The sequence below is a fragment of the Paenibacillus barcinonensis genome (genome assembly GCF_003217495.1).
GTDB lineage: Bacteria > Bacillota > Bacilli > Paenibacillales > Paenibacillaceae > Paenibacillus > Paenibacillus barcinonensis.
In genome coordinates, this window is sequence record NZ_QJSW01000009.1 from 118,291 (window position 1) to 140,011 (window position 21,721).

Annotated in this window: 15 protein-coding genes; 12 read left to right on the forward strand and 3 right to left on the reverse strand. The window is 50.2% G+C overall.

Annotated features, from left to right (window positions below; all coding sequences use genetic code 11):
* Nucleotides 1-261: 261 nt before the first annotated feature.
* Both asd and DFQ00_RS15585 read right to left on the reverse strand, forming a co-directional pair.
* On the reverse strand, nt 262-1,056 hold the full coding sequence (gene asd / locus DFQ00_RS15580) for an archaetidylserine decarboxylase (protein WP_110897406.1): 795 nt from the start codon (nt 1,054-1,056) through the stop codon (nt 262-264).
* Between the two features lie 84 nt (nt 1,057-1,140).
* Complete coding sequence (locus tag DFQ00_RS15585) at nt 1,141-2,277, reverse strand: YheC/YheD family protein (RefSeq protein ID WP_110897407.1); 1,137 nt, start codon at nt 2,275-2,277, stop codon at nt 1,141-1,143.
* 345 nt (nt 2,278-2,622) lie between these two features.
* On the opposite strand from DFQ00_RS15585, the gene DFQ00_RS15590 reads away from it, so the two are divergent.
* Nucleotides 2,623-6,588: a WIAG-tail domain gene (locus DFQ00_RS15590; RefSeq protein ID WP_110897408.1), complete on the forward strand. Its 3,966-nt coding sequence runs from the start codon at nt 2,623-2,625 to the stop codon at nt 6,586-6,588.
* Nucleotides 6,589-6,732: 144 nt separating this feature from the next.
* Here DFQ00_RS15590 and DFQ00_RS15595 read toward each other — a convergent pair whose 3' ends face one another.
* Nucleotides 6,733-8,298 carry a M4 family metallopeptidase gene (locus DFQ00_RS15595; protein ID WP_110897409.1) on the reverse strand — a complete coding sequence of 522 codons (1,566 nt, stop codon included), beginning with the start codon at nt 8,296-8,298 and terminating at the stop codon, nt 6,733-6,735.
* Nucleotides 8,299-8,866: 568 nt separating this feature from the next.
* Here DFQ00_RS15595 and DFQ00_RS15600 point away from each other — a divergent pair.
* The 11 genes from DFQ00_RS15600 to DFQ00_RS15650 all read left to right on the forward strand — a co-directional run bounded on the left by DFQ00_RS15600 (nt 8,867) and on the right by DFQ00_RS15650 (nt 21,676).
* Nucleotides 8,867-9,817, forward strand: coding sequence for a glycosyltransferase family 2 protein (locus DFQ00_RS15600; protein ID WP_110897410.1), 951 nt, complete (start codon nt 8,867-8,869; stop codon nt 9,815-9,817).
* A gap of 96 nt (nt 9,818-9,913) precedes the next feature.
* Nucleotides 9,914-11,029 carry a glycosyltransferase family 2 protein gene (locus DFQ00_RS15605; RefSeq protein WP_244213858.1) on the forward strand — a complete coding sequence of 372 codons (1,116 nt, stop codon included), beginning with the start codon at nt 9,914-9,916 and terminating at the stop codon, nt 11,027-11,029.
* Nucleotides 11,026-11,799 carry a glycosyltransferase family 2 protein gene (locus DFQ00_RS15610; protein WP_110897411.1) on the forward strand — a complete coding sequence of 258 codons (774 nt, stop codon included), beginning with the start codon at nt 11,026-11,028 and terminating at the stop codon, nt 11,797-11,799. The genes DFQ00_RS15605 and DFQ00_RS15610 overlap by 4 nt, the downstream gene beginning before the upstream one ends.
* The gene (locus tag DFQ00_RS15615) at nt 11,796-12,527 is read left to right on the forward strand and encodes a sugar phosphate nucleotidyltransferase (protein ID WP_110897412.1); all 732 of its coding nucleotides are present in this window, start codon (nt 11,796-11,798) and stop codon (nt 12,525-12,527) included. The genes DFQ00_RS15610 and DFQ00_RS15615 overlap by 4 nt, the downstream gene beginning before the upstream one ends.
* Nucleotides 12,528-12,712: 185 nt before the next feature.
* Entirely contained in the window at nt 12,713-14,053 is a 1,341-nt protein-coding gene (locus tag DFQ00_RS29850) for a GT-D fold domain-containing protein (protein WP_244213859.1), read from the forward strand.
* Nucleotides 14,054-14,118: 65 nt separating this feature from the next.
* Complete coding sequence (locus DFQ00_RS15625) at nt 14,119-15,774, forward strand: glycosyltransferase family 2 protein (RefSeq protein WP_110897413.1); 1,656 nt, start codon at nt 14,119-14,121, stop codon at nt 15,772-15,774.
* A 534-nt stretch (nt 15,775-16,308) separates the two neighbouring features.
* Nucleotides 16,309-17,172, forward strand: coding sequence for a hypothetical protein (locus DFQ00_RS15630; protein ID WP_110897414.1), 864 nt, complete (start codon nt 16,309-16,311; stop codon nt 17,170-17,172).
* A 49-nt stretch (nt 17,173-17,221) separates the two neighbouring features.
* The gene (locus tag DFQ00_RS15635; protein ID WP_110897415.1) at nt 17,222-17,671 is read left to right on the forward strand and encodes a YajG family lipoprotein; all 450 of its coding nucleotides are present in this window, start codon (nt 17,222-17,224) and stop codon (nt 17,669-17,671) included.
* 265 nt (nt 17,672-17,936) lie between these two features.
* Complete coding sequence (locus DFQ00_RS15640; protein ID WP_110897416.1) at nt 17,937-18,212, forward strand: glutaredoxin family protein; 276 nt, start codon at nt 17,937-17,939, stop codon at nt 18,210-18,212.
* Between the two features lie 350 nt (nt 18,213-18,562).
* Nucleotides 18,563-19,906: an LLM class flavin-dependent oxidoreductase gene (locus DFQ00_RS15645; RefSeq protein ID WP_110897417.1), complete on the forward strand. Its 1,344-nt coding sequence runs from the start codon at nt 18,563-18,565 to the stop codon at nt 19,904-19,906.
* A 120-nt stretch (nt 19,907-20,026) separates the two neighbouring features.
* Nucleotides 20,027-21,676, forward strand: coding sequence for an ABC transporter substrate-binding protein (locus DFQ00_RS15650; protein WP_110897418.1), 1,650 nt, complete (start codon nt 20,027-20,029; stop codon nt 21,674-21,676).
* The last annotated feature ends 45 nt before the right edge of the window (nt 21,677-21,721 follow it).

Sequence of the window (21,721 nt, forward strand, 5' to 3'; positions counted from 1 at the left end):
GGAGGAACAGGTGATGATCAGAAGAAAAAGACGGGTTCGCAACCGCAAAAATTCGTTGAGGGGATATAGCATTTATCGGAATCGAATGCGCCGGCTGGTACGAGTGGAGGAACCGCAGGATATCTGGTTTTAACGTTAATTCAAACAGATGATTCAGGCGAAGCGAGGCTTCTGCCATGCATGTATACAAAGCATAAATAAAGAGGATGACATAACACCTGATTGCAGGTGCTGCGTCATCCTCTTTATTTACATATGCACTTATGACTGTTTAGGCTTGAGCAGCCCAAGTAATGAACCCATTTTCACGGAATCCCCCGGCTTCAAGCCAGGTGCTGGTTCGAAGGTGTCTGTCTGCATGAGCAGCACGACGGTGGAGCCAAATTCAAAATAAGCGAGATCGTCTCCCCGAGTCCAGGAACGGGCATCTGCATCTGTATATTGAATACTGCTCACGTTCATCGCACCAACTTTGACAACCGCTACTTCACCATAATCATGTTCGATATACGTAATGAGCCGTTCATTCCGGCTGAGCACGGATTTCATATGGGTGAGTCCGAAATCATTGACAGGATATACCTTGCCCTTAATGTGCTCGCTCTCTATTTTGCGACCGCTGACAGGTGCATGAATACGATGATAGTCACGCGGGCTGAGATAGAGTACAAACACGTAGCCATGCTTGTACTTCTCCAGATGCGGAGAGTGATTTAATAATTCAGCAAGTGTATAATTTTGTCCCTTAACATTCAGAATGGTTCCTGCGGAGATCGGGCCGGCTGCTGTAATTTTGGCATCGACGGGGCTGATCAAGGCATGTTCTGAAGAATCCAGCGGGCGCATCCCCGGTTTTAATCTGCGAGTGAAGAAATCGTTCAGGGAACGATATTCCTTCCAATCCTTCTCTGCTTCCTGTGCAGGGATGTTGTAGGTCCGGACAAAATAAGGGATAAATGCCTTGCTTCCCCGGCTTTTGGAGAAGGCTCCCACGGTCCGGGAGATCCACTTGCGCGAAGATAGCTCGGTCATTAATCGCAACAGCGTTTTTGCCATGAATATCCCCCTTAGGGTTAATACAAACTTCAAGGCCGCAAAAGCGGCCATTCTGCATAATATTGACACAAATCACGAATGAAATCAATACAAGCCGCGATCATAGGTTTGCGGTTGCCTTGGAATGCTGAATTTCTGATCCAGCAGCAGACGTCCATAAGCCATCGGTTTGCTATAAGTCATCAGCCAATGCTCCTTCATACCCGCTTTGCGAAATCCGTATCGCTGGTCTCGTCCATTGCATTCAATGAAGAAAATGTCTTCCCCTCGCGTAAGACCAAGATCAAGGCCCAGATCAGCCAGATGTGGCAGACTGGAGCCTAAAGTGTGCGCAATGCGTGTAGCTACCGCAGCAATTCGGGCTTCCAGATGGAGCAATCCAGCTCCTGGCTCATTTACATTAAGCCCGAATGCCTCAGCGATCGTCATTACTTTCCCGCCCTGGGCGATGTTGGTGACAAACGTATGAGCGGGAGCAGCTTTGGCAAACATGCCCGTGACGCTCCATAACCCGTCACCCCCACGCTGCACGGATACTCTCAGATCGACAGGCCTCCCCTCATGCCGGATGAGGGGAATGCGTTCCTCAATCAGGTGCGCGTGGCCGAATATCCGCCGAAGTGCAGCGGAGGGCAGCTGTCCTCGATTCAGGCTGAAGGTTGCCCACCCCCTGCGAGATGCCCTGGTTTCACGGGTCAGCCTCCAATGCCCCTCCTGCTGAAACAGTCGCATAATGCCATGACCGATGCTGCCACTCGATGGTTTAATGACGAGATCATTGTAATGCTGCATCATATAGGTCAGGGAATCGGGAGTTGCTTTGACGGCGTAGGGCAGATGTGCTCTCAACAAAGGGTCCTGGTGCAGTATGTCATGTACATGATGCTTGTGGTAGCGATTACGTACGTTGTAGACCTGAATGCCCTGCAGCAGTAAACGAGTTATCTGTCGCTGGTCTGCACCCCGAAGCTGGAGCGCCCGGTTATGAATGACGGAGGGCAGCGTCATGCGCTCACGGACGTATCGCCCTTCTTTTTTCACATAGGCGATACACACTTTGCGCTCCAGATCAATATCTTCAAGCCGTAAAAAGCAGGGTGTTAAACCATAGCTGAACGCAGCCTGCTCATAATTAGCGAGTGATTCCTGACCGGTCCTTCCGGCCGGTATCCCCCGGTACATGCGTGAATCGAACATAATGCCGATCGTTTCTTGAGGCATGACCGTTCCTCCTTCGTTGTTATCGCGACCATCCATCGTTGTTCTATCTGCACGCCGGTTCCGACTCTGAAATCGCGATAACACTTGACCGATGTGCAGATGCGTTCGAATGCATCCGTGTATGCTCAGACACCATATCCTATGAGCAGAGCAGGAATGGGGCGTGGACAGCCGCCTTGTCTCTTGTTTGTGTTCAGCCTATTTACGGTTGGACAGGGATGGACGATTGTCTGAATTGACTTATAACAGATTGCATATCTGTAAAAGTCGGTCCAGAAATGTGGCAGATGCCCAGAATGAAGCATATGATGCCGGAGACGAACGTTAGGGGAAGGAGCTGGCCTCATGAGCAAGAAGGGCAAAAAAAAGATTTTAACGCCGAAGCTACGTCATATCAGTCCCACATTCAGGGAACTGGAGCTGACCCATCAGCGGATTGAATCAACAAAGCCGGAAAGAGCAGTGAAAAAGGAAGATAATCCGGTTACGGACGGTACTGCTACCGAAGTTGCTGCTGAAACGACAGCAAAGCCGGAGGCTGTCACATCCGAGCCAGTACAGTTTAAACCCGAAGTCGTTCTGGAATCGGACGCTCCTACACAATCGAATTCGGATGAACTGCTGCCCGAAGTTCCAAGCACGGAACAGAACGGAGATACTGTCCTGATGACCGGGGAGAGAGGGGTTCTGATCAGCAGCATTGCTCCCTCTCAGGAAAAGCAGAACAACGCGAGCAGGCTCGTAAGCAAGCAGCATCTGAATCAGAACCGGATGCCTGGTCAGGAGGGGCATTATATCTATACGGATGACATCAGTGATTTTGCTGTAACTGAAAGCAAGCTGGCACCCTTTGCAGTAGATGCCTCCAAGCTGAAGTCGGGAGCAGTAGGCAGTGAAGCTTTGCAGGATTATGCGGTGACGAGCATTCATATTGCGGATGGTGCTATCGTATCGGCTAAGCTTGCTGAAGCTTCCATTGCAGAGGAGCATCTGATTGATGGCTCTGTATCCGGTCACAAAATCAGAAATGCCTCGATTGCCGGGGACAAAATTCGGGACGGCAGCATTTCTTCACAGAAGCTGAGCAATCAGGTGATTGATGCGACCAAAATTGCGGATGGCTCGATTGGAACGAGACATCTCAGTCGTCTGCTGGTTACAGAGGATTTGATCCAGAATCAAGCCGTCACCGCGGACAAAATTGCGATCAGCGGCATCGAAACCCGTCATTTATCCGGGGGTGCAGTGCATACGTCAAAGCTGGCAGATGATGCAGTCACGAGTCCCAAAATTCGTGAAGGCGCTGTGACTGGCAGCAAAATTGAAGAGCAATCCGTTGATTCACGTCATATTCAGTCCGGTTCGATCAAGCAGTCTCATCTGGCAGAAGGAGCGGTTGGACGCAATCAGCTTTTAAGCGGCAGTGTCGGCAGCGAACAGATCGAGGATGGAGTTATTCAAACCCGCCATGTTGCAGAGCATGCTTTAAATGGGAAACATCTGGTGGATGGTTCGATCGGATCGGCACAGATTCGGGCTGGTGCAATCGGCAGTGAACAGATTGGCAGTGCCGAAATCGGCAGTGAGCATTTGGCTAATGGAGCCATTAGCAGCAGCAAGCTGGCGGACCAATCGGTGGGAACCGCCAAACTGCTGGAGCAGGCTGTGACTTCTTCAAAGCTGGCAGACCAGAGCATTATTGCTTCCAAAATTGCCGATGAAGCTGTACAGGGGAAACATCTGGCCAAAGGCTCGATTCGTGGGGAGCATATTGCTAATCGTGGCATAACACCGGTTCATATTGATAACGGAGCTATTCATTCCATTCATCTGGCCAACAGCAGCATCGAAACAGCTCATCTATCTGAGGAAAGTGTATCTGCTGATGCGCTGGCAGCTGGAGCGGTTCTGGAGAAACACTTGACAGAGTCATCGGTGGGATCGTTTCAATTACAGGATGAAGCGGTAACGACTGCGAAGCTGGCTGCTGAAAGTATTACGTCTGAAAAGCTTGGACCCGGCTCTGTCAATGGCAGAGTTCTGGCTTCTGGTGCAGTCAGCTCTTCCCATCTGGCATCTGGAGCCATTACAGCATCGCATCTGACACCAGGCAGTGTGGGCTCGGAGGCACTTCGCCCGTATGGTGTAAAGTCCGAGCATCTGACAGAACATGCTGTAGGTGCACCGCATCTTCAGCCCGGAAGTGTTCAGACGGACACTGTGTCGCGTGCTGCCATTACGACCGACAAAATAGCACCGGGCAGCATCACCTCGGCACTTCTTGCGAATGGTTCGATCTTCCCGCCGCATCTGACAGACCACGCCGTGACATCGCCTAAACTTTCACCTGAAAGTGTGTCAACGGATAAGCTGGCAGATCTATCGGTTACCTCGGCAAAGCTGGCTGAGGGCAGCATCACCTCTTCCAAAATAATGGCGGAAAGTATCGTTGCCAAACATATTCCTGCGGAAACGATTCGCGGGTATCATCTGAAGCAGCATGCTGTTTCATTGGAGCATCTGTCGGATGAGGTGCGTAACCCGGAGCTGTTTGCCAACGGCAGTATTCCTGGCAACAAGCTGCGTCCAGCAGCAATAACGAAAGAACATCTGGCCTCCGGCTCGGTAACGGGCGAGGCACTGCAACATGGAGCAGTAGGCGGCGAGCATCTGCGGCAGGATGCTGTCGATTCACAGCATATCGCTGAAGGCAGCATCAAGTCCGAGCATTTGGCGTCTCAGACTGTGAACGGTTCTCATCTGAGAGCAAATGTAATCGGCAGTGAGCACATTGCCGAGCAGGCGATATGTTCCCGTCATCTGACGGCTGGGGTTGTGCAAACCGAACATCTTGCGCCACTCTCTGTATCGGAAGCACATATGCAGCCGGGATTGATCAGCGGACTGCATCTGCAATCGGAAGCTGTAGGTGCAGCTCACTTGCAGCAGGGCACAGTGCATTCTCGTCATCTTCAGGATGGGGCTGTGCTATCCCACCATATTCAGGAGCGAAGTATCGGTACGGGACATCTGGAGGAGGAATCGGTCAGCTCTACGATTCTGCAAGATGGTGCAGTTACGGCCTGCAAACTCGCGGATAACAGTGTGGACGGCAGTAAACTTGCAGAAGGCAGTGTAGACGGTGGGAAGCTTGCAGAAGGTAGTGTAGATGGCGGCAAGCTTGCAGAAGGAGCAGTAAGCAGCATTCATTTAACGGCAGAGAGTGTGCAGGCTGCGCATATTGCAGCAGGTGAGGTCCATGGGGATCATATAGCGGAAGGCAGCATCACATCCTGCCATCTGAGTGAAGAAGTCGTAGGCACAGTTCACCTGCAGGATGGTGCAATCACCGCCTCCAAACTCGCAGATAACAGTGTGGACGGCAGTAAGCTTGCAGATGGCAGTGTGGATGGCAGCAAGCTTACAGCAGGAACGATATCATCGGTGCATCTGGCTGATCGCGCCATTGATGGCAGCAAGCTGAGTGAACAGAGTATTACGTCCGATCACTTGAAAGAAGGCATTGTAGGTACAGCTCATTTAAGCGAAGAAATCTGGAATACGATTCGTCAGGTCAGTGCGGAGACGCTGGAGCAGCTTGCCGAACTCAAAAGGCAGGAAGCGATGCAGGAAGTACAGCAGTTTATGCAGTCCGTTGGTATGCAAAATGAGGGCCTGTTCACCTGGGGAGACGACGGAGAGGATTCGCCGGAGGATAACGATACACAGAGTGCGTTCCAGGTAGGCAACTGGAAGCTTCAGCAGCTGCTGGGGTTAAACGGGGAATATGAGGGGCAAGCGGCTCTGGAAGACGGCGAGCGAGCTGTGGAATGGCTCGAGCCTGAGGCGCTTCAGACAGGAGATCACACGGCAGCTTCCGATGAAGCTATTGCTGAACGTCCTGAAGCGGTTATTCCCGTAACGTATACACTTGAGCCTCAATCGGTAACACAACAGCATCTGTGTGATGCTTCTGTAGGCAGCGAGCAATTACAATCCGGTGCTGTGCATGCCGGGCATCTGGCATTCCAGCCTGTGCGCAGTGTAAGCAAACAGCCGGTTGTGCAGCAGTTTGGTATGGAAGCCTTTGTTCTGCCGGAGGATGAGGTATGCACAGAGGTCACGATTGTGTTTGAAGAGGCATTTGATTCGGAGCATTACGTGATTGTGGGTATGAGTAATGATCGCGGATTCCAGGTGTCGTTGTTATCCCAGAGTGAGGATGAAGCGGTACTGGAGGTTACACGCACGTCGGATTGCAAGCATACGTATGGATTGTTGTCCTGGATTGCAGCCGGACCATCAGCCTGATCACTGGCGTTAACATCTGCCTGCAGGCCCTGAATCTGGCACATAGATAGAAGCGGTGTCCGGCAATTGTTCCGGGCACCGCTTCTGCTGTTTGCCGTTATGACCGTTCGGACATGAGGGGAGCGAAACGGTCGGGTTTCTCTTTTACAAACCTACCGCTTGATAAGCTTTGGTGATTGCCGTAGCTTCAGCGGAATTGGCACCGTACAGGTCCTTGGCTGCCTGAATTGTCGCTGTTTTGGCTGCTGCAAATTTGGAGGTTGGCGTCAGGTAGTTCACCAGCGTGCTATAGAAAATACGTACTGCTTTATCCCGGCCGATGCCGCTAACGGTTACCCCGTTATGAGTACCGCCTTGGGCTGCAAGATAATATGCTTTGTTAATGATCCCGCTGTTGATATGCACACCGCCATTATCCTGAGAGCCAGTGTAGCGATCACTGTATTTGTCAGGCTGGTTATACAGCGTAGGGTCGGATAACGAGCGCAGGGCATCACCTGGAATGTTTGGAGTATAGATTCCGTCGCCAAGCAGCCAGTTTTTGCTTTCGATGGTGTTCCCCATAATGTCGGCAAAAGCTTCGTTTAAAGCACCCGGCTCATTGCGATATTCGAGATTGGCTGTATATTCAATCACCCCGTGTGTCAATTCATGTCCGACAACATCGAGATCACCGGAGAAGGGACCGAACTCGATGCCATCGCCATCTCCATAGACAATCTGTGCTCCGTTCCAGAAGGCGTTTTTATAGTTGGAGCCATAATGCACTGTAGAGCGAATCAACAGCCCGTTTCCGTCAATGCCGTTGCGATTGAATTTGTTTTTGTAGAAGTCATATGTGGCGGCAGCATAGGCGTGCGCATCTACAGCTGCACGGTCTGTCCATACGTTATTGGAACTGGTAGACAAGCTGCCTGGAAGCGAGGAGCGATTGTTCGCAGTATAGGTTTGAATGCCTTTTCCACGAGTTGTATCTTTCAGCTGATAGGTGCTGCCGGATTGAGTTGTCGTCAGTGTTTTGGTATCACCATGCACGCCTGTACCGGTGCCTGTGGCAAAGTTGATAATATCGTATTGAGATACGATGCTTCCATCAAGGGCGTTAATAAAATATTTGGTCCGTAGCGGGGAAGGCTCAAGCACGTTAACTTCCGTAATGTAAACGAGGTAGGTTTGTCCGTCATCTTCATGATGATAAATGTTTAATTCGGCCTTTGGCTCAAGCTCTGGTGCGCCAAGCTCTCCAAGACGGGAGGTGGCTTCATTCTCGGCGGCACGGATGGCATCGTCTGCACTGATTGCGGGAACGCCATCATTCGGAACAGCCTGTTCTTCAATTGGCGGAAGATCGCCGAGTGCGGAAGTTACAGCTCCGTTCTTGTCCAGATGGATCGTTTGTTCTGCGCCGTAAACCGGAACACCTTTGATGTATTGCTTCAGACGAAAGTGTCTGATGCCGGAAGTGTCTGTGTTGCGTTTAATGATTTTGAGCTGTCCTTTGACGTCGGCATTCAGAAATTGCTCTTGTTGTGCAAGAAAATTATAAATCATTTCGTCCGGGTTGTTGTTCAACAGAATACTCTCCTCGGAGGTGTAGGGGCCCTCAAATGGAATGGATGAGTCAGATAACGGCATTGCTGCTGCAGAGGACAGGGATGTGAGCAAAAGAGCTCCTGCAAGAATTGTTGGCATAATTTTGGTCAATTTCATCGTTAACTCTCCCTTTCATATCATGTATTTGTGAAAATATTATGCCGATCTCGGCTGGTTGATTGTCCGTCTGCATCTGGCAGGGCGGAAGGTGGAGCTTGAATGAGAAGAGGGCTATCAAAAATGCGTCAATAGCTGGATATGGAACGGCATCACTCCTTTCAAGATTATCGCGATTGCTTGTACACGCTTGGGAAGAGGACCAGTCGTCGTTTTAACTAACCTAAGGTCAATAAATAAGTGGAGAAACAAACCAGAAAGGAACGTAGGTTCTTTAAGAGGTTAAAATTGTAAATATTATCGGCTTGAATCGTATAGTACCACAGTGTAAAAGTTTGGAAAAGATGCCATGTCAGCTTTTTAACAAAATTGTGTCTAAAGACGGGGAAATGATGTGGAAATTCATTTTTTTGACGAATTTTATCAAAATTAAAGGCTTGTTTGCCCGCAATCCATGGTCAGAACCTGCATAGAGCAAGGGCAGCAGCCGTTTCCACTGCTCCACGAATACATAGAATAACGTGTACTCCCTTGGCATGTTCAGGTTGGATTGCGGGAGGTGAACTTGTTGCGGAAACAACGGATTAAGGGCCGTTTTGCAACAAAAACAGGGAATAAACGCTCTGGAGGGACAACGAGGAGAAAACGACTTTCTTCTGGAAGCAAAAAGGGTACAAAGGCCTACGTCCTCATCGCACCCGTCACGGTTGAAGAGAATGTTCAAGAGAAGGGGAAGCCTGCTCGCAACGATAAGGAAACGGATCGCCAGATTGGGGAAGAGGTTCACGGCCCTCTGCTGTCGGTTATTATTCCAGCGATGAATGAGCAGCGTACCATTGCGGCTGTAGTTCGTGAATGCTCGCGAATATGCCGTGATGCGGAGGTGCTGGTTGTAGTGAATGGATCAACGGATGCTACGGCCAGCGAAGCTAAGCGGGCAGGAGCGCGGGTGATTCAATATGCGGAGGCGCTGGGGCATGACGGGGGACGCAGAGTAGGAGCTGCAGCTGCGCGAGGGCAGATTCTGCTATTTACCGACGCGGACATCAAGGTGCCGGCTGAACAGCTTGCCCCCTTCGTGCAGGCAGTGTTGAAAGGCGTTGATGTCGCGTTGAATGATTACAACGGTCCAGTGACACGAAATCCGGTGCATCCGGTTGTTGAAGCGAAGCATATGTTAAACAGCCTGCTGTCCAGATCCGATCTTGGCGGGGCCTCCATGACAGCCATTCCACATGCAATCAGCCGCAAGACACTGGGGATCATCGAGACAGCTTCACTGGAGATTCCGCCGCTTGCTCATGCGAAAGCAATTCTTGGGGGGCTTCGGGTACAGGCCGTTCATCATGTGCCTGTGGGAAGATTGAATGCGGTTCGCAGCAAGAAACGAAGCGAAGCTGATCCGCTGAGCCAAGTTGTGCTCCAGGATCATCTGGAGGCTATTCGCTGGATGACCGATACACGCGGTGCGCGGGGAGGCTACCCAGACTTGGAGCGTGTTCGAAGTCTGACCAGATAGCGGAACGAACAGCCGAATGGTAAGCGACGATTGGAGCCAACTGTGGCAGGGGAGCAGGATTCGGCCAGTTGCAGTATGACGCTGGAGGTGACAGTAATGAAAACGAGAGCAGAAGCGGCGGTTCGCAGACAACCGGTGAACAGGCGGCCAGCAGCGAGCACGTTAAGGAGCAGTTCCCGCTCTAGGAAAGGCATAACACGCAAGCTTCGTCAGAAGAGGAGCCGAGTAAACGAGCGGCCGCTGCCGGACCTTCGCTCGTACTGGCGAGCGGGCAGGCTTGCAGGCAATTGTTCGACAATAGAGGCTGATCTCGTGAATCAACATGCTTTGGCTGCATGGCATGCCTACGCATCGGATCAACCGGGGCTGGAGCAATGGGAAGATGCTTGGCAGGCGGGCAAAGCATTTATGCAGGGTTATGCCCGATCCTCAGGTTATTCGCCAAACCTTGTGCCGCTTTCCCTACGTCATACTGCTGCTGCCGTAGTTTGCGCCTGCAATGAGGAACGAACGCTGGGGCAGGTGCTGGTACAGCTGAAACGATTGCCACTCCGTGATATTGTAGTTGTATTAAACGGAACAACGGATAACAGTCTGGAGCGGGTGTTACAGCAACCGGGCATTACCCTTGTCTATGAACCAAACCGGGCCGGACATGATGTTGGGCGGGCACTGGGAGCCAAAATGACAGATGCGGAGACGATTCTGTTTGTAGATGGGGATATGGTCGTGCCTGCGGAGGAATTGGCTCCGTTTCTCTTCGCTGTTGATCGGGGAGAGGATGTTGCACTTAACAATCTGACCTCTCTGCTTCCGCCATTTGCCAAGCAGGATGAGGTCAGCCGCATTAAAGCGTATTTGAACCATACGCTAGGCAGACGGGAGCTTGGCTCGAATTCGATGACTGCTGTGCCGCATGCCGTATCCAGACGTATGATTGAGACGGTGAAGCCGGCTTCGCTGGCTGTCCCGCCCAAAGCACAGATGCTGGCAATCCGCCATGGGCTGCGGGTATCTGCTCCGAGTCAAGTGGACGTCATCCGCTCCAATCGGTTACGGCCCGGAAATACAGGGAGCAATAACGATGTTGCCAGACTGATTCTGGGTGATCATCTGGAAGCACTGGCTGCCTGGCTGAGCTCAGGTGGAAACGATGTTCAGTTGAGGCCGCTTTCCCGAGCAGAAGTGGCATACAGGAGGAACGCGAGATGACGCTGACGAGCATAATCATACCGACGTATAACGGACTTTCGCTTCTGAAGTGCTGTGTGCAAGCCATCCAAACCTATACAGGAGAAGCGACACCATACGAGATCATCGTTGTGGATAACGGCTCGACGGATGGTACGGCCGCATTTTGTGCCAGTGAACGAATACGGTTTGTTCGGCTGCCTGAGAATCGGGGGTTCCCGGCTGCCTGTAATGCCGGACTGCGCGCCGCCTGCGGGGATGAGCTGCTGCTGCTGAACAATGATGTTACGGTTACATCCTGCTGGCTGGAAAATATGCGAGCAGCACTCTACAGTGCTGACAATGTAGGCATCGTTGGGCCGGTGACCAATTATGCCAGCGGCATTCAGCAGGTGGAGGTCAACTTTCGGGATATTACACATTTTCAGGAGCTGGCTGCTGCGAATAACGTTTCGGATGCGTCGCGGTGGAGGGACGTACGTCGTATCGTCGGGCTGTGCATGCTGTTGAAACGAAGTGTGCTGGATGCGGCAGGCTGGCTGGATGAAGCGTACTCTCCGGGACACTATGAGGACGATGACTACTGCTACAGGGTTAGACTGCTGGGCTTCCGGCTGCTGGTATGTGGTGATGTGCTGATACATCATCAGGGCAGTGCAAGCTTTCAAAAAACGGACCCGATCGAATGGAAACAATTGCTGGAGCGCAATCGTTCGATTTTTATCAATAAATGGCATGTCGATCCACTTGAATTTATGGACATATCCGATGAAGGAGGGAACAAGAAATGAAAGGTGTAATTCTTGCTGGCGGCACAGGGACACGATTGTACCCTCTAACCCGGCTTATTAATAAACATCTGCTTCCCGTCGGTAAACATCCGATGATTATGTATGGCATCGACAGGCTTCGTCAGGCAGGGATCGAGGATATCCTGATTGTGATTAACAAACAATCCGCAGGTTTGTATACGGAGTACCTTGGGGGCGGAGAGGATCACGGGGTCAAGCTGACGTATCGCATTCAGGAAAAGGCGGGAGGCATTGCTGAAGCGCTTGATCTGGCGTCCACGTTTATTCTTCCAGGCGAAAGATTCGTGGTGCTGCTGGGCGATAATCTGTTCAGCGACGATCTGAAGCCTTACGTGGACCGATATATGCAGCAGCCTGCCGGTACCGCGCGTGTATTGCTTAAAGGAGTAGATGATGCTCGCCGCTACGGCGTGCCTGTCTTTGACGAGCAGCACCCGGAACGTATTGCGTATATTGAGGAAAAGCCAAGCCAGCCGAAGACCTCTTACTGTGTGACCGGCATATATATGTACGATGATCACGTATTTAATCTGATTCATAACATTGCACCATCGGCACGCGGAGAGCTGGAGATCACAGATGTTAACAATCACTATGCATCCAGCGGCGGACTGGAGTACGACATTTTGCAAAAATATTGGAGCGACGCGGGCACATTTGAGTCGCTCCAGGAGGCAGCTGAGCGTATGAAGGGGCAGCTGCCATAACGGATATAAACCGATAGTGCAGCCGCTGTGCGGTGCCAGATCGAAACAGATGATCGAAGCCAAGCTTGCGCCGGAGCCTTAAAGAAAGCTCCGGCGTTTTGCGCAGCGTCAGCGGCCATCCTTTTCCATGTACAAGGAGGGATTGGTGTGAGAGCAGGGAACAGAAGGAGTGCGGGTAAGTCAGGGTGTATAAGGCACGTGGCGGTACAAGTGGAGAATGCAGGGAAGTGGGGCATGTGAAGGGCGCAGGGAGAACAGGGGTCAGAAGGAGTGCAGGTAAAACAGGGGGTGTGAGACGTGCGGGCGGCGCTGTCGGTGTGATAGCTACGGGCAAATCGGGCAGAGCCCGAGCTGTGCCCCATGCGGGCAGGGCGGCGCGTGCCAGCCGTGCAGCGCTGGCTGGCCGTGCACAGGGCCGCCTGCGCCAGGGCTCGGCCCAGCGCAGGCGCGCCTCCGCGCAGGGCCGCCGCGCCGCGGCCCGCGCCAAGCAGCGCACGGCGATGCGCCGTGCGCCACAGTCAGCACCGCATGCAAGCTCGCCACAGGCGATGCCTGCCAGCGGTGCTGGCCCCGCCCCGCGCCAGACAACACACCCGCCGGGTGTCGTCGCCCTGCCCGCGGGGCGGGAAGGCGCTGCCGCCAGTGCGGGCAGCGCAAACGGCGTGCCGCCGGCGGCTGCGCAGCAGGCCGCGCAGGCGGCAGTGCCCGGCGGTTACGCCGCGGGTTACCGCGACGGCGTATACGCCGGGGGCGAGGCGCTGGTGGCGAAGCACATCCCGCCGGATCACATTCTGCCTGCTGTTGCAGCGTCAGATTTGATCGAGGCGGGCTTCCGCCAGTATGCGCCCAGCCTGACCCGGCTGACCAGCCCTCACGAGCTGGCTGGTCACATTGTAGCGGCGCTGGAGGCGCAGCGCCCGCTGTCTGTTGTTCGCCTCGGGGATGGCGAACTGCTTACGCTGGCAGCCGATACGGTGCTGCCAGCTACAGAGGTGCAGGAGCTGGCACCGTTTCTGCCGTATGCAGGGGTGCCATGCTCTACGCCGGACATCCGCGCGATGCTTGCGGAAGCTATCCAGGGTGCGGACTGGGTGGGAGTGCCCATCTCACGCGCACCTACATTTCAAGGACTGTTATTTCCGGTGCTGCGCCATTTCGGCATCAACTGGTCCAGTCTGAAATTGACCAGCTCAACCATCAATTACAGCCTGCATCATTCGCGTCTGCTGCTTCCCATCCTGCAAGGACGGAGGGTGCTGCTTATCGGCAGTCAGGCAGCAGATTTGGGAGTGCTGCTGCATCAGCATGGAGTACAGATCGCAGGTATACTTCCGTCTGTGGCGGGTATGGCGGATATTCCGAGAGTAATGCAGCATGCTGCGGAGCATACCTTTGATATTGCGCTAGTTGCAGCGGGCATTCCGGCAGTGGTGCTATGCAGACGTATTGCTGGCGAACTGGGCAAAGTGGCTTTCGATTTTGGACATTTGGCCGACAAACTGGTGACAGGAGAGCTTCAGTTCTAGCAGATCGTCCTGAGCAGGGGATCAAACGGGCTTTGCTGCAGGACGGGTGGAATGGAGGAAGCAGCATGAAGAAATCGAAAAAAACGTCTCATCATACACGTAACGCGCGAAAAAACAGACAAGGCAGCTCGCAGGAGAGCAGTCAAATTAAAAAGTCTAGACCATCATTGAGCAATGCTGCTCATCGTACCGAGGCATCGGCTACCGCTCTGCTTCATGCAGCAGGCAGCCGTCATCGACGGTTGTCCTCACGCAAAGGCAAAAGAAATGCTCGAAGCCTTCGAAGCACCAAGCTTTATAATCAAGGTTACAACCGAGGTTATGAAGACGGGGTGCGTCAGGGACAAAATTCATTCGGCCTTGTTTTTGAGGGCGTGAGCATTATCATCCCGACCTACAATAAGCGTGATTATGTGCTGCAATGTGTGGTGAGCATCGAGAAACATACCCCCGCTCCCTACGAGATTATTGTGGTCGATAATGCCTCACGGGATGGCACGGCAGAAGCGCTGCTTCGTCAAGGGGGCATGGTAAGAGTTGCTGCACTGGAGAAAAATCGGGGCTTCGCCGGGGGCGTTAACGTTGGTCTGATGATGGCCAAAGGAAGACATATTGTCGTGCTGAACAATGATACGCTTGTTACACCAGGGTGGCTTGATAATATGATGGCGTGCCTGAACAGTGATCCACAGATCGGTGTAGTGGGCCCTGTGACGAATTATATTGGCGGGGATCAGCAGATTGAGGTGCCATATCATGATGTGAAGGAGATGTGGACCTTTGCTGCCAGCCAAAATCGCCCGGATACAGGCAAACATCGGTTGACGGACCGACTGGTTGGATTCTGCTGGCTGTTCTCGAGAGAATTGTTTGAGCGTGTAGGTTATCTGGATGAAGGGTATAAGGTAGGCAATTTTGAGGATGATGACTGGATTGTACGCGTCCGTATGCTCGGATATCGTCTTGCCGTGGCGGGGGATGCGTTTATTCATCACTACGGAAGTGTAAGCATGAAAGAGCTCGGAGAACAGCAGTTCAACACAGTGAATCAGGGCAATGAACAATTTTACAGCGAAAAATGGGGAGACCCCCACACGCTCATTGCCGAAACCTCCCGGCTGATACAGTCAGAGCATGCGGACAGCCAATCGCGATCCCGGCGAGACGTACCCTTAGCCAATGAAAAGGGAGATAAGCATCATCTGGCAGCAGGCTTTGATTTTGAAAAGGAAACTTCAGTATCCTGCCTAAGACGCAGCGGCGATTTCTATCCCGAAGAGGCATTGCTTGTTGATCTCAAGGGAGATGTCTACACCTTAAAAGGCAGGAAGCGACGCAAGCTGAACATTCCAGTTCCACGCGGCATTTCGCCCGTTCTGGTAGCCAAACCTGATCTGCTCGGCATCCCCGCAGGTGAGCCGATTAACGCTGCAGGGGATATTCGCAGCTGGCCGTTTGAACCGGAGCATGTACAGCCTGCCATAACTTCGGATGCAGGCAAGGTGGCTGCCGAAGGCAGCATCGTTGCGGCTTCCAACGCACCCGAAGTATGGTATCAGATCAGTGAAGGCAAACGCAGAAGGTTTGTGTCGGGTTATGCTGCGGAACGCTGGGGGGTCAGCTCCAGACATGTACAGCAGATACCAGTCGAACTGCTCCACGCGATCCCGGAAGGCTTGCCCATTATTGCGCCACCGCAGCTGCTGACCCAGGACCTGTAATGACCACCGCTCGCGGTTTGAAGCAGTATATGGAAACATGCGGAATGAACAGCACAGCAGAGTAAGCGTTTTAGGCTGACTTACACGCTGATCTGTTCATTCCGCATAAGGCTTTGCTACATAATAAAATGTTGCCCCTAAGGCAAGTGAGTAGAAATGAGGAGGTAGATGTTACAGAAGCGAAGCAATGCTGGATGATTGGATTAAGACTATAAAGACTTTAATAACTTACGACATTTTAAGTAATGCACTGAGCTATGAGAAGTCTGGATAGTGGGTGAGGGCGCTAAATGATGATGATATCCTTTAGTACAAAAGCCTGCAAACTTATGCTTAACAGCGGAGGCTGGAAATAGATTTAGAATAAATCTTCATAAATTTGCTAGATAACAAACTAGGACGTTTTAGTCATATTACAGAATGAAAACAATTTCTACTGTAATAAATATTTATATTATACCACATAAACCCTTTATGAAAGCGTTGTTATGTGATAGGGTAAAAAGGAAGAAAATATAAAATAGAGGTATTAATTTGAAAATCAAAAAAAGGATGTTTGGTTCGTTATTGTCTCTTATACTTGTGCTACAGATGTCTCCAGTAAACGCTGAGGATAACACTTATGATCCATTAACAGAGTCATTTACTGTAACCAAAGAATTTTTGAAGGAAAAGGCAATACAGGAAGGAAAGCAATTAAACGTTGCTGAATATGAAAATAAACTTGAAAATGCAAAGACTCAGTCTGAGATAGAAGATTTAATGGAAATGATGAATGATTATTCAGTATATACAGAAATCGAGTATCAAAATAAGTTATATAGTTTTGATAATAGAGATAGTTTTGATCATACTGTAACTTTAATGGCGTCTCCTGGAGACACTAGGTTGCGTACAGAATATTCTTATGGTGCACAAACCTTGTATGGAAATGAGCAAGGGGATTTAAATAAGATGGGTAATAAGCTGATTCAGATTGGAGCAGGCATGACTCATCCTTACGTAGGTGCATTTATGACAGTTGTAGATCTATTAATTAAAGAGAATGAGTACGACAGTTATAAAAGTACTATTGTTAGATCGCTGCACGACTATGTAATAATATATAAATATGTAGATGTTTATCAGTGGAATGGTTTCCAATATATATGGGCTCCAATGGCAACATCGACTAAGAAAAATACTTCTGCACAACTCAATGTTGTTTATTACAAAAATTCAATACGATATACACCAAGAAATTTTGATTTAGGACAAATCTCAGGGCAAGCTGGTAATTACTTTTATGACGAAGAAAGATTAACTTCACTTGCAAAAAATACATTGTCTCCCTTGTATTATGGTTACCAGAGTGGGACTGTTATACCTGTAAATGTATATTGGAAATTTAAGTATTGACTTACTTATGGGGAGGGGCTATCTCCAGTTAATAGTTTGGAGGCTGAAAATGAAAAAAGTGCTTTTTATTACTTTATTAAGCTTATTCATTCTCTCAGGGTGCAGTACTCATGAACAAATAGACATTAAATCACCATCTTACATGTATAGTGAGAACTCCGAGATAGGCAGGAACGTAAGAGTGAGTTTGAATGGCACATTGAATAAAAAGGATGATGTTTTCGAGGGGGAATTATCTATCGATGATATTGTCTTCAAAAAAGTCATTTTCACGCATAATACGTTATTAATCTCTTATGAAGGTTCAAAGAGAACAGTCCTGGGCGATATTTATTTTGATAAACAGGCGAATCAATATGCAATTATTGTTACAGAACCTGAATTATACACGAAATTAACGCATGCAAAATTCCAGAATAAAGGTTTGGTTATCAGTTCTCCGGCATCAAGTTTAGCAGAAGCAAAGATTATCGAGGCGAAATTAAAAGCAATGGAGTGAGTATGAGCTCACTCCTTTTTTGTCCTACATTTTCTTGAAATCGTCTAACAAAGTTCTGTTGTTTTCAGACACTACCTATTTCCAAAAAATAAAATTTAATTTTTCTATTCTGTTATAGGATTATTCTATTAGGATATCCATTGACCCTGTGAGCGCACGGGAGTACATTTATAGCCATAAACCAACTTAACTTATAGGAATTTAAGTTTTAGTTCATTTGAACAAGAGGAAACAAAATTACGTTAAAAATCAGGGAGGTATATCCATGTCAACATCCAAAAAAGTTGTGCTGTGGAGCAAAGAAGGCTGCCATTTTTGCGGGGAAATCAAAGCATATCTGAACGAGCGTAATCAGCCATTCGAGAATATTGAAGTGCAGGGAAACGATGTGCTGCGGGATGTGCTTGAAGCCAAATACGGCATTCGTCATGTGCCTGTCATTGAAGTGGGAAGCGACGGGAAATACGAGGCTTTACTGGAAGCAGATCTGGATAAATTGGCACAACTGCTGCAGAAGGTAGATGAAACAGCAACTGTGTGAGCCTAGCGATTATCTGCTTAAACCTCATAACGAGGATGAATTGCAGGTATTATTTTAGGATGGACAGTATGGGTGGTATGGGCGGCATGATGTAAATTTTGTGGCCACGTACCCCTTATACACACTTCCGATATCGTTATAGAAAAAATCTATTAGGAGCACGGTTGACCCGTGTGCAGGGCAGTGATAAGCTGTGTGAAATTAAAACAAACCAAACTCATAGGAATAATCAAATTTAAAAGCGATTCAGGAGCATGAGTATAACCTTGGTTTGCACGGCACGTGAAGCCTTGATTTGGATGACCGACTCTTCGAGGTACAATAACTTATTTCAGGAAGGCGGAGGGCATATGACAGCAAAACGTAGTTTGAAATTCGGAGCGATTATTCATGGCGTTGGAGGAAGCAATACGACATGGAGGCACCCGGAGGTTCTGTCCGATGCGAGTGTGAACTTTGGATTTTACAAACGTCAGGCCTTGAAGGCAGAGGAGGGCAAATTTGATCTGGTATTCATCGCGGACGGTCTTTATATTACCGAGAAATCCATTCCTCACTTTCTGAATCGCTTTGAGCCGATCAGTATTCTTTCCGCTCTCGCTGCCGTAACTTCACGCATTGGCCTGGTCGGAACACTGTCCACATCCTACAGTGATCCGTTTACAGTCGCCAGACAGTTCGGTTCCCTCGATCTGATCAGTGATGGACGTGCAGGCTGGAACGTTGTTACGTCCCCGCTCGAAGGTACTGCGAAAAACTACAGCAAAAGTCATCATCCAACACATCCGGAGCGTTACCGGATTGCCAAGGAATATTTGCAGGTCACCAAGGGACTGTGGGATTCCTGGGAAGATGATGCATTTGTACGAGACAAGGAGAGCGGTGTATTCTTCGATCCCTCCAAGCTGCATACGCTGAATCATGAAGGTGAATTTTTCTCGGTACAGGGACCGCTTAATATCGCTCGTTCGCGTCAGGGACAGCCGGTTATTTTCCAGGCAGGTTCTTCGGACGATGGTAAAGCGCTGGCGGCACAGGAAGCGGATGCCGTATTCACCGGGCATGAAAATATTGAAGATGCACAGGCGTTCTATAAGGATGTCAAAACAAGAGCAGCCTCCTATGGTCGCTCATCACAGAATATCGTCATTTTGCCAGGCATCAATCCTATTGTGGGACGCACGGCAGAGGAAGCAGAGCAGAAGTATCAGGAGATCGCGAGTCTGGTCACGATTGATAAAGCACTGGACTATCTAGGACGTTTCTTCGAGCATCATGATTTCTCCCAATATCCGCTGGATGAACCGTTCCCGGAACTGGATGGCATAGGCAGCAACAGCTTCCGCAGCGGAACAGACAAAATCAAGAGGGATGCAAAAGAGCAGGGGTTAACGTTGCGGGAAGTGGCTCTACGGGCCGCAACACCACGGAGCCAATTCCTGGGTACGCCGGAGCAAGTGGCCGACAAAATTCAGGAATGGTTCGAGGCAGAAGCAGCAGACGGCTTCATCATTGCCTCCGAATTGCCTAGCGGATTGTCCGACTTTGTCGAGCTGGTGGTACCGATTTTGCAGGAACGTGGCATTTATCGCACGGAATATGAGCATGATACGCTGCGCGGCAACCTGGGTGTAGAGATTCCGGTTAACCGCTATACAGCTGCCAGAGCGCAGGAGCAATCCAACGTTATCTAGGGTGTGTATTGAGCTTTGCTGGCTTAAAACCGACTTTTCTCATAGGTAATATAAAATTTACATGCAGTTTAGTTATCCAATCACATTAATTACACCTGTATACACAGAGGGGGAAGCAATATGAACAGGTCTGTTTCATGGACAAAATACGTGGCATTGGCATTAGCATTGGTGATGGTATTGTCTGGATGCGGAGCGGCATCTGGAGGAAAAGCGAGCAGCACAGCAACGGCTTCCCAAGGCGGCAATCAGGCGGGGACAGCCGAAGGAGGCAATCTCACGTTTGCACTCGCCACTTCACCTGATACGCTGGACCCGCATCGCAGCGGCCTTGCAGTAGCCGTTCGTGCGATCCGAACCATCTATGACAATCTGGTGGTGCAGCTACCCGATGGGTCCATTAAGCCTTGGCTCGCCAAGGAGTGGACTGTGTCGGAGGACGGCAAAAGTTATACGTTCAAGCTGCGTGAGGACGTGAAGTTCCATGATGGAACTCCGTTTAATGCCGAAGCGGTGAAGTACAATCTGGATCGGGTCATTGATCCCGCCACCAAAGCCGCCAATGCCCTTGCCCTGATCAGACCGTACAGCTCCTCCGAGGTCATTGATGAATATACAATCAAGGTCAATCTGGCTGCACCGTCACAGGCTTTTCTGGGCAATTTGAGTCAGGCCTTGCTGGGCATTGTGTCTCCAACAGCAGCGAAGAAATACGGGGATCAGCTGGGCAAAAATCCGGTAGGTACAGGTCCGTATACGTTTGTGAAATGGGATGAGAATGCGGATATTGTTGTAGCCAAAAACAAGGATTACAAGTGGGGCCCCGATACAGTGGAAAACAAAGGCGCTCCTTATATTGATACGATCACGTTTAAAATTGTACCTGAAGAAGCAACACGTATCGGAAGTGTACAAAGCAAGCAGGTGCTTGCCGCAGAGACTGTGCCACCGCAAAATATCGCTGCGCTGAAAAGTGATCCAAACCAGCAATTGCTGCAGGCCAATACCGTTGGACTGCCGTATACCCTCTTTTTCAATCTGCGCAAGGCACCTTGGGATGATGTGAAAGTAAGGCAGGCGGTGCAATCCGCTGTAGACGTCGAGTCCATTGTGAAAACCTTGTATCTGGGCAACTACGAGCGCGCATGGTCTGCGTTGTCTCCAGGCATTCTCGGCTATGACAAGGCGCTTGAAGGCAGCATCACCCCGGATATCAATCGTGCGAACCAGTTGCTGGATGAGCAGGGCTGGGTCAAGGGCGCTGACGGAATCCGTGTTAAAGATGGGAAAAGGCTCACTCTGAAATATGTGGACGGCTCTCCGAATCGGGAGAAACGCAATGATATCGCCGCGATTATCCAGCAGCAGCTGAAACAGCTGGGCATTGCGGTTGAAGTGGTAATTACCAAAGACATCGCTACCGTAATCTATCAGAACCTGGATTATGATCTGTATGGTAACAGTCAGGTCAATTCCGATCCAAACGCCCTGTACGCCTTCTATCATTCGAGTGCTGAGGGAGAGCGGCCAACATTATCCGGTCTTGCCGATCCGAAGATTGATCAGCTGTTAGAGCAGGGAGCTGTAGAGAAGGATGCTTCGAAAAGGGTAGACATCTATGGTCAGATTCAGAAATATCTGATTGAACAAGCGGTTATTTTGCCAATCTACGTTTTCCCGTATACAGTAGCTGCATCCAAGGATGTGCAGGGCATCAAGTTTGATTCACTCGGTTATCCGCTCTTTAACGATGTACGCATTCAGCCATAAATGATGTAATCACCTTAACTTTAGCTTTAACAGATGCTGTTTAGC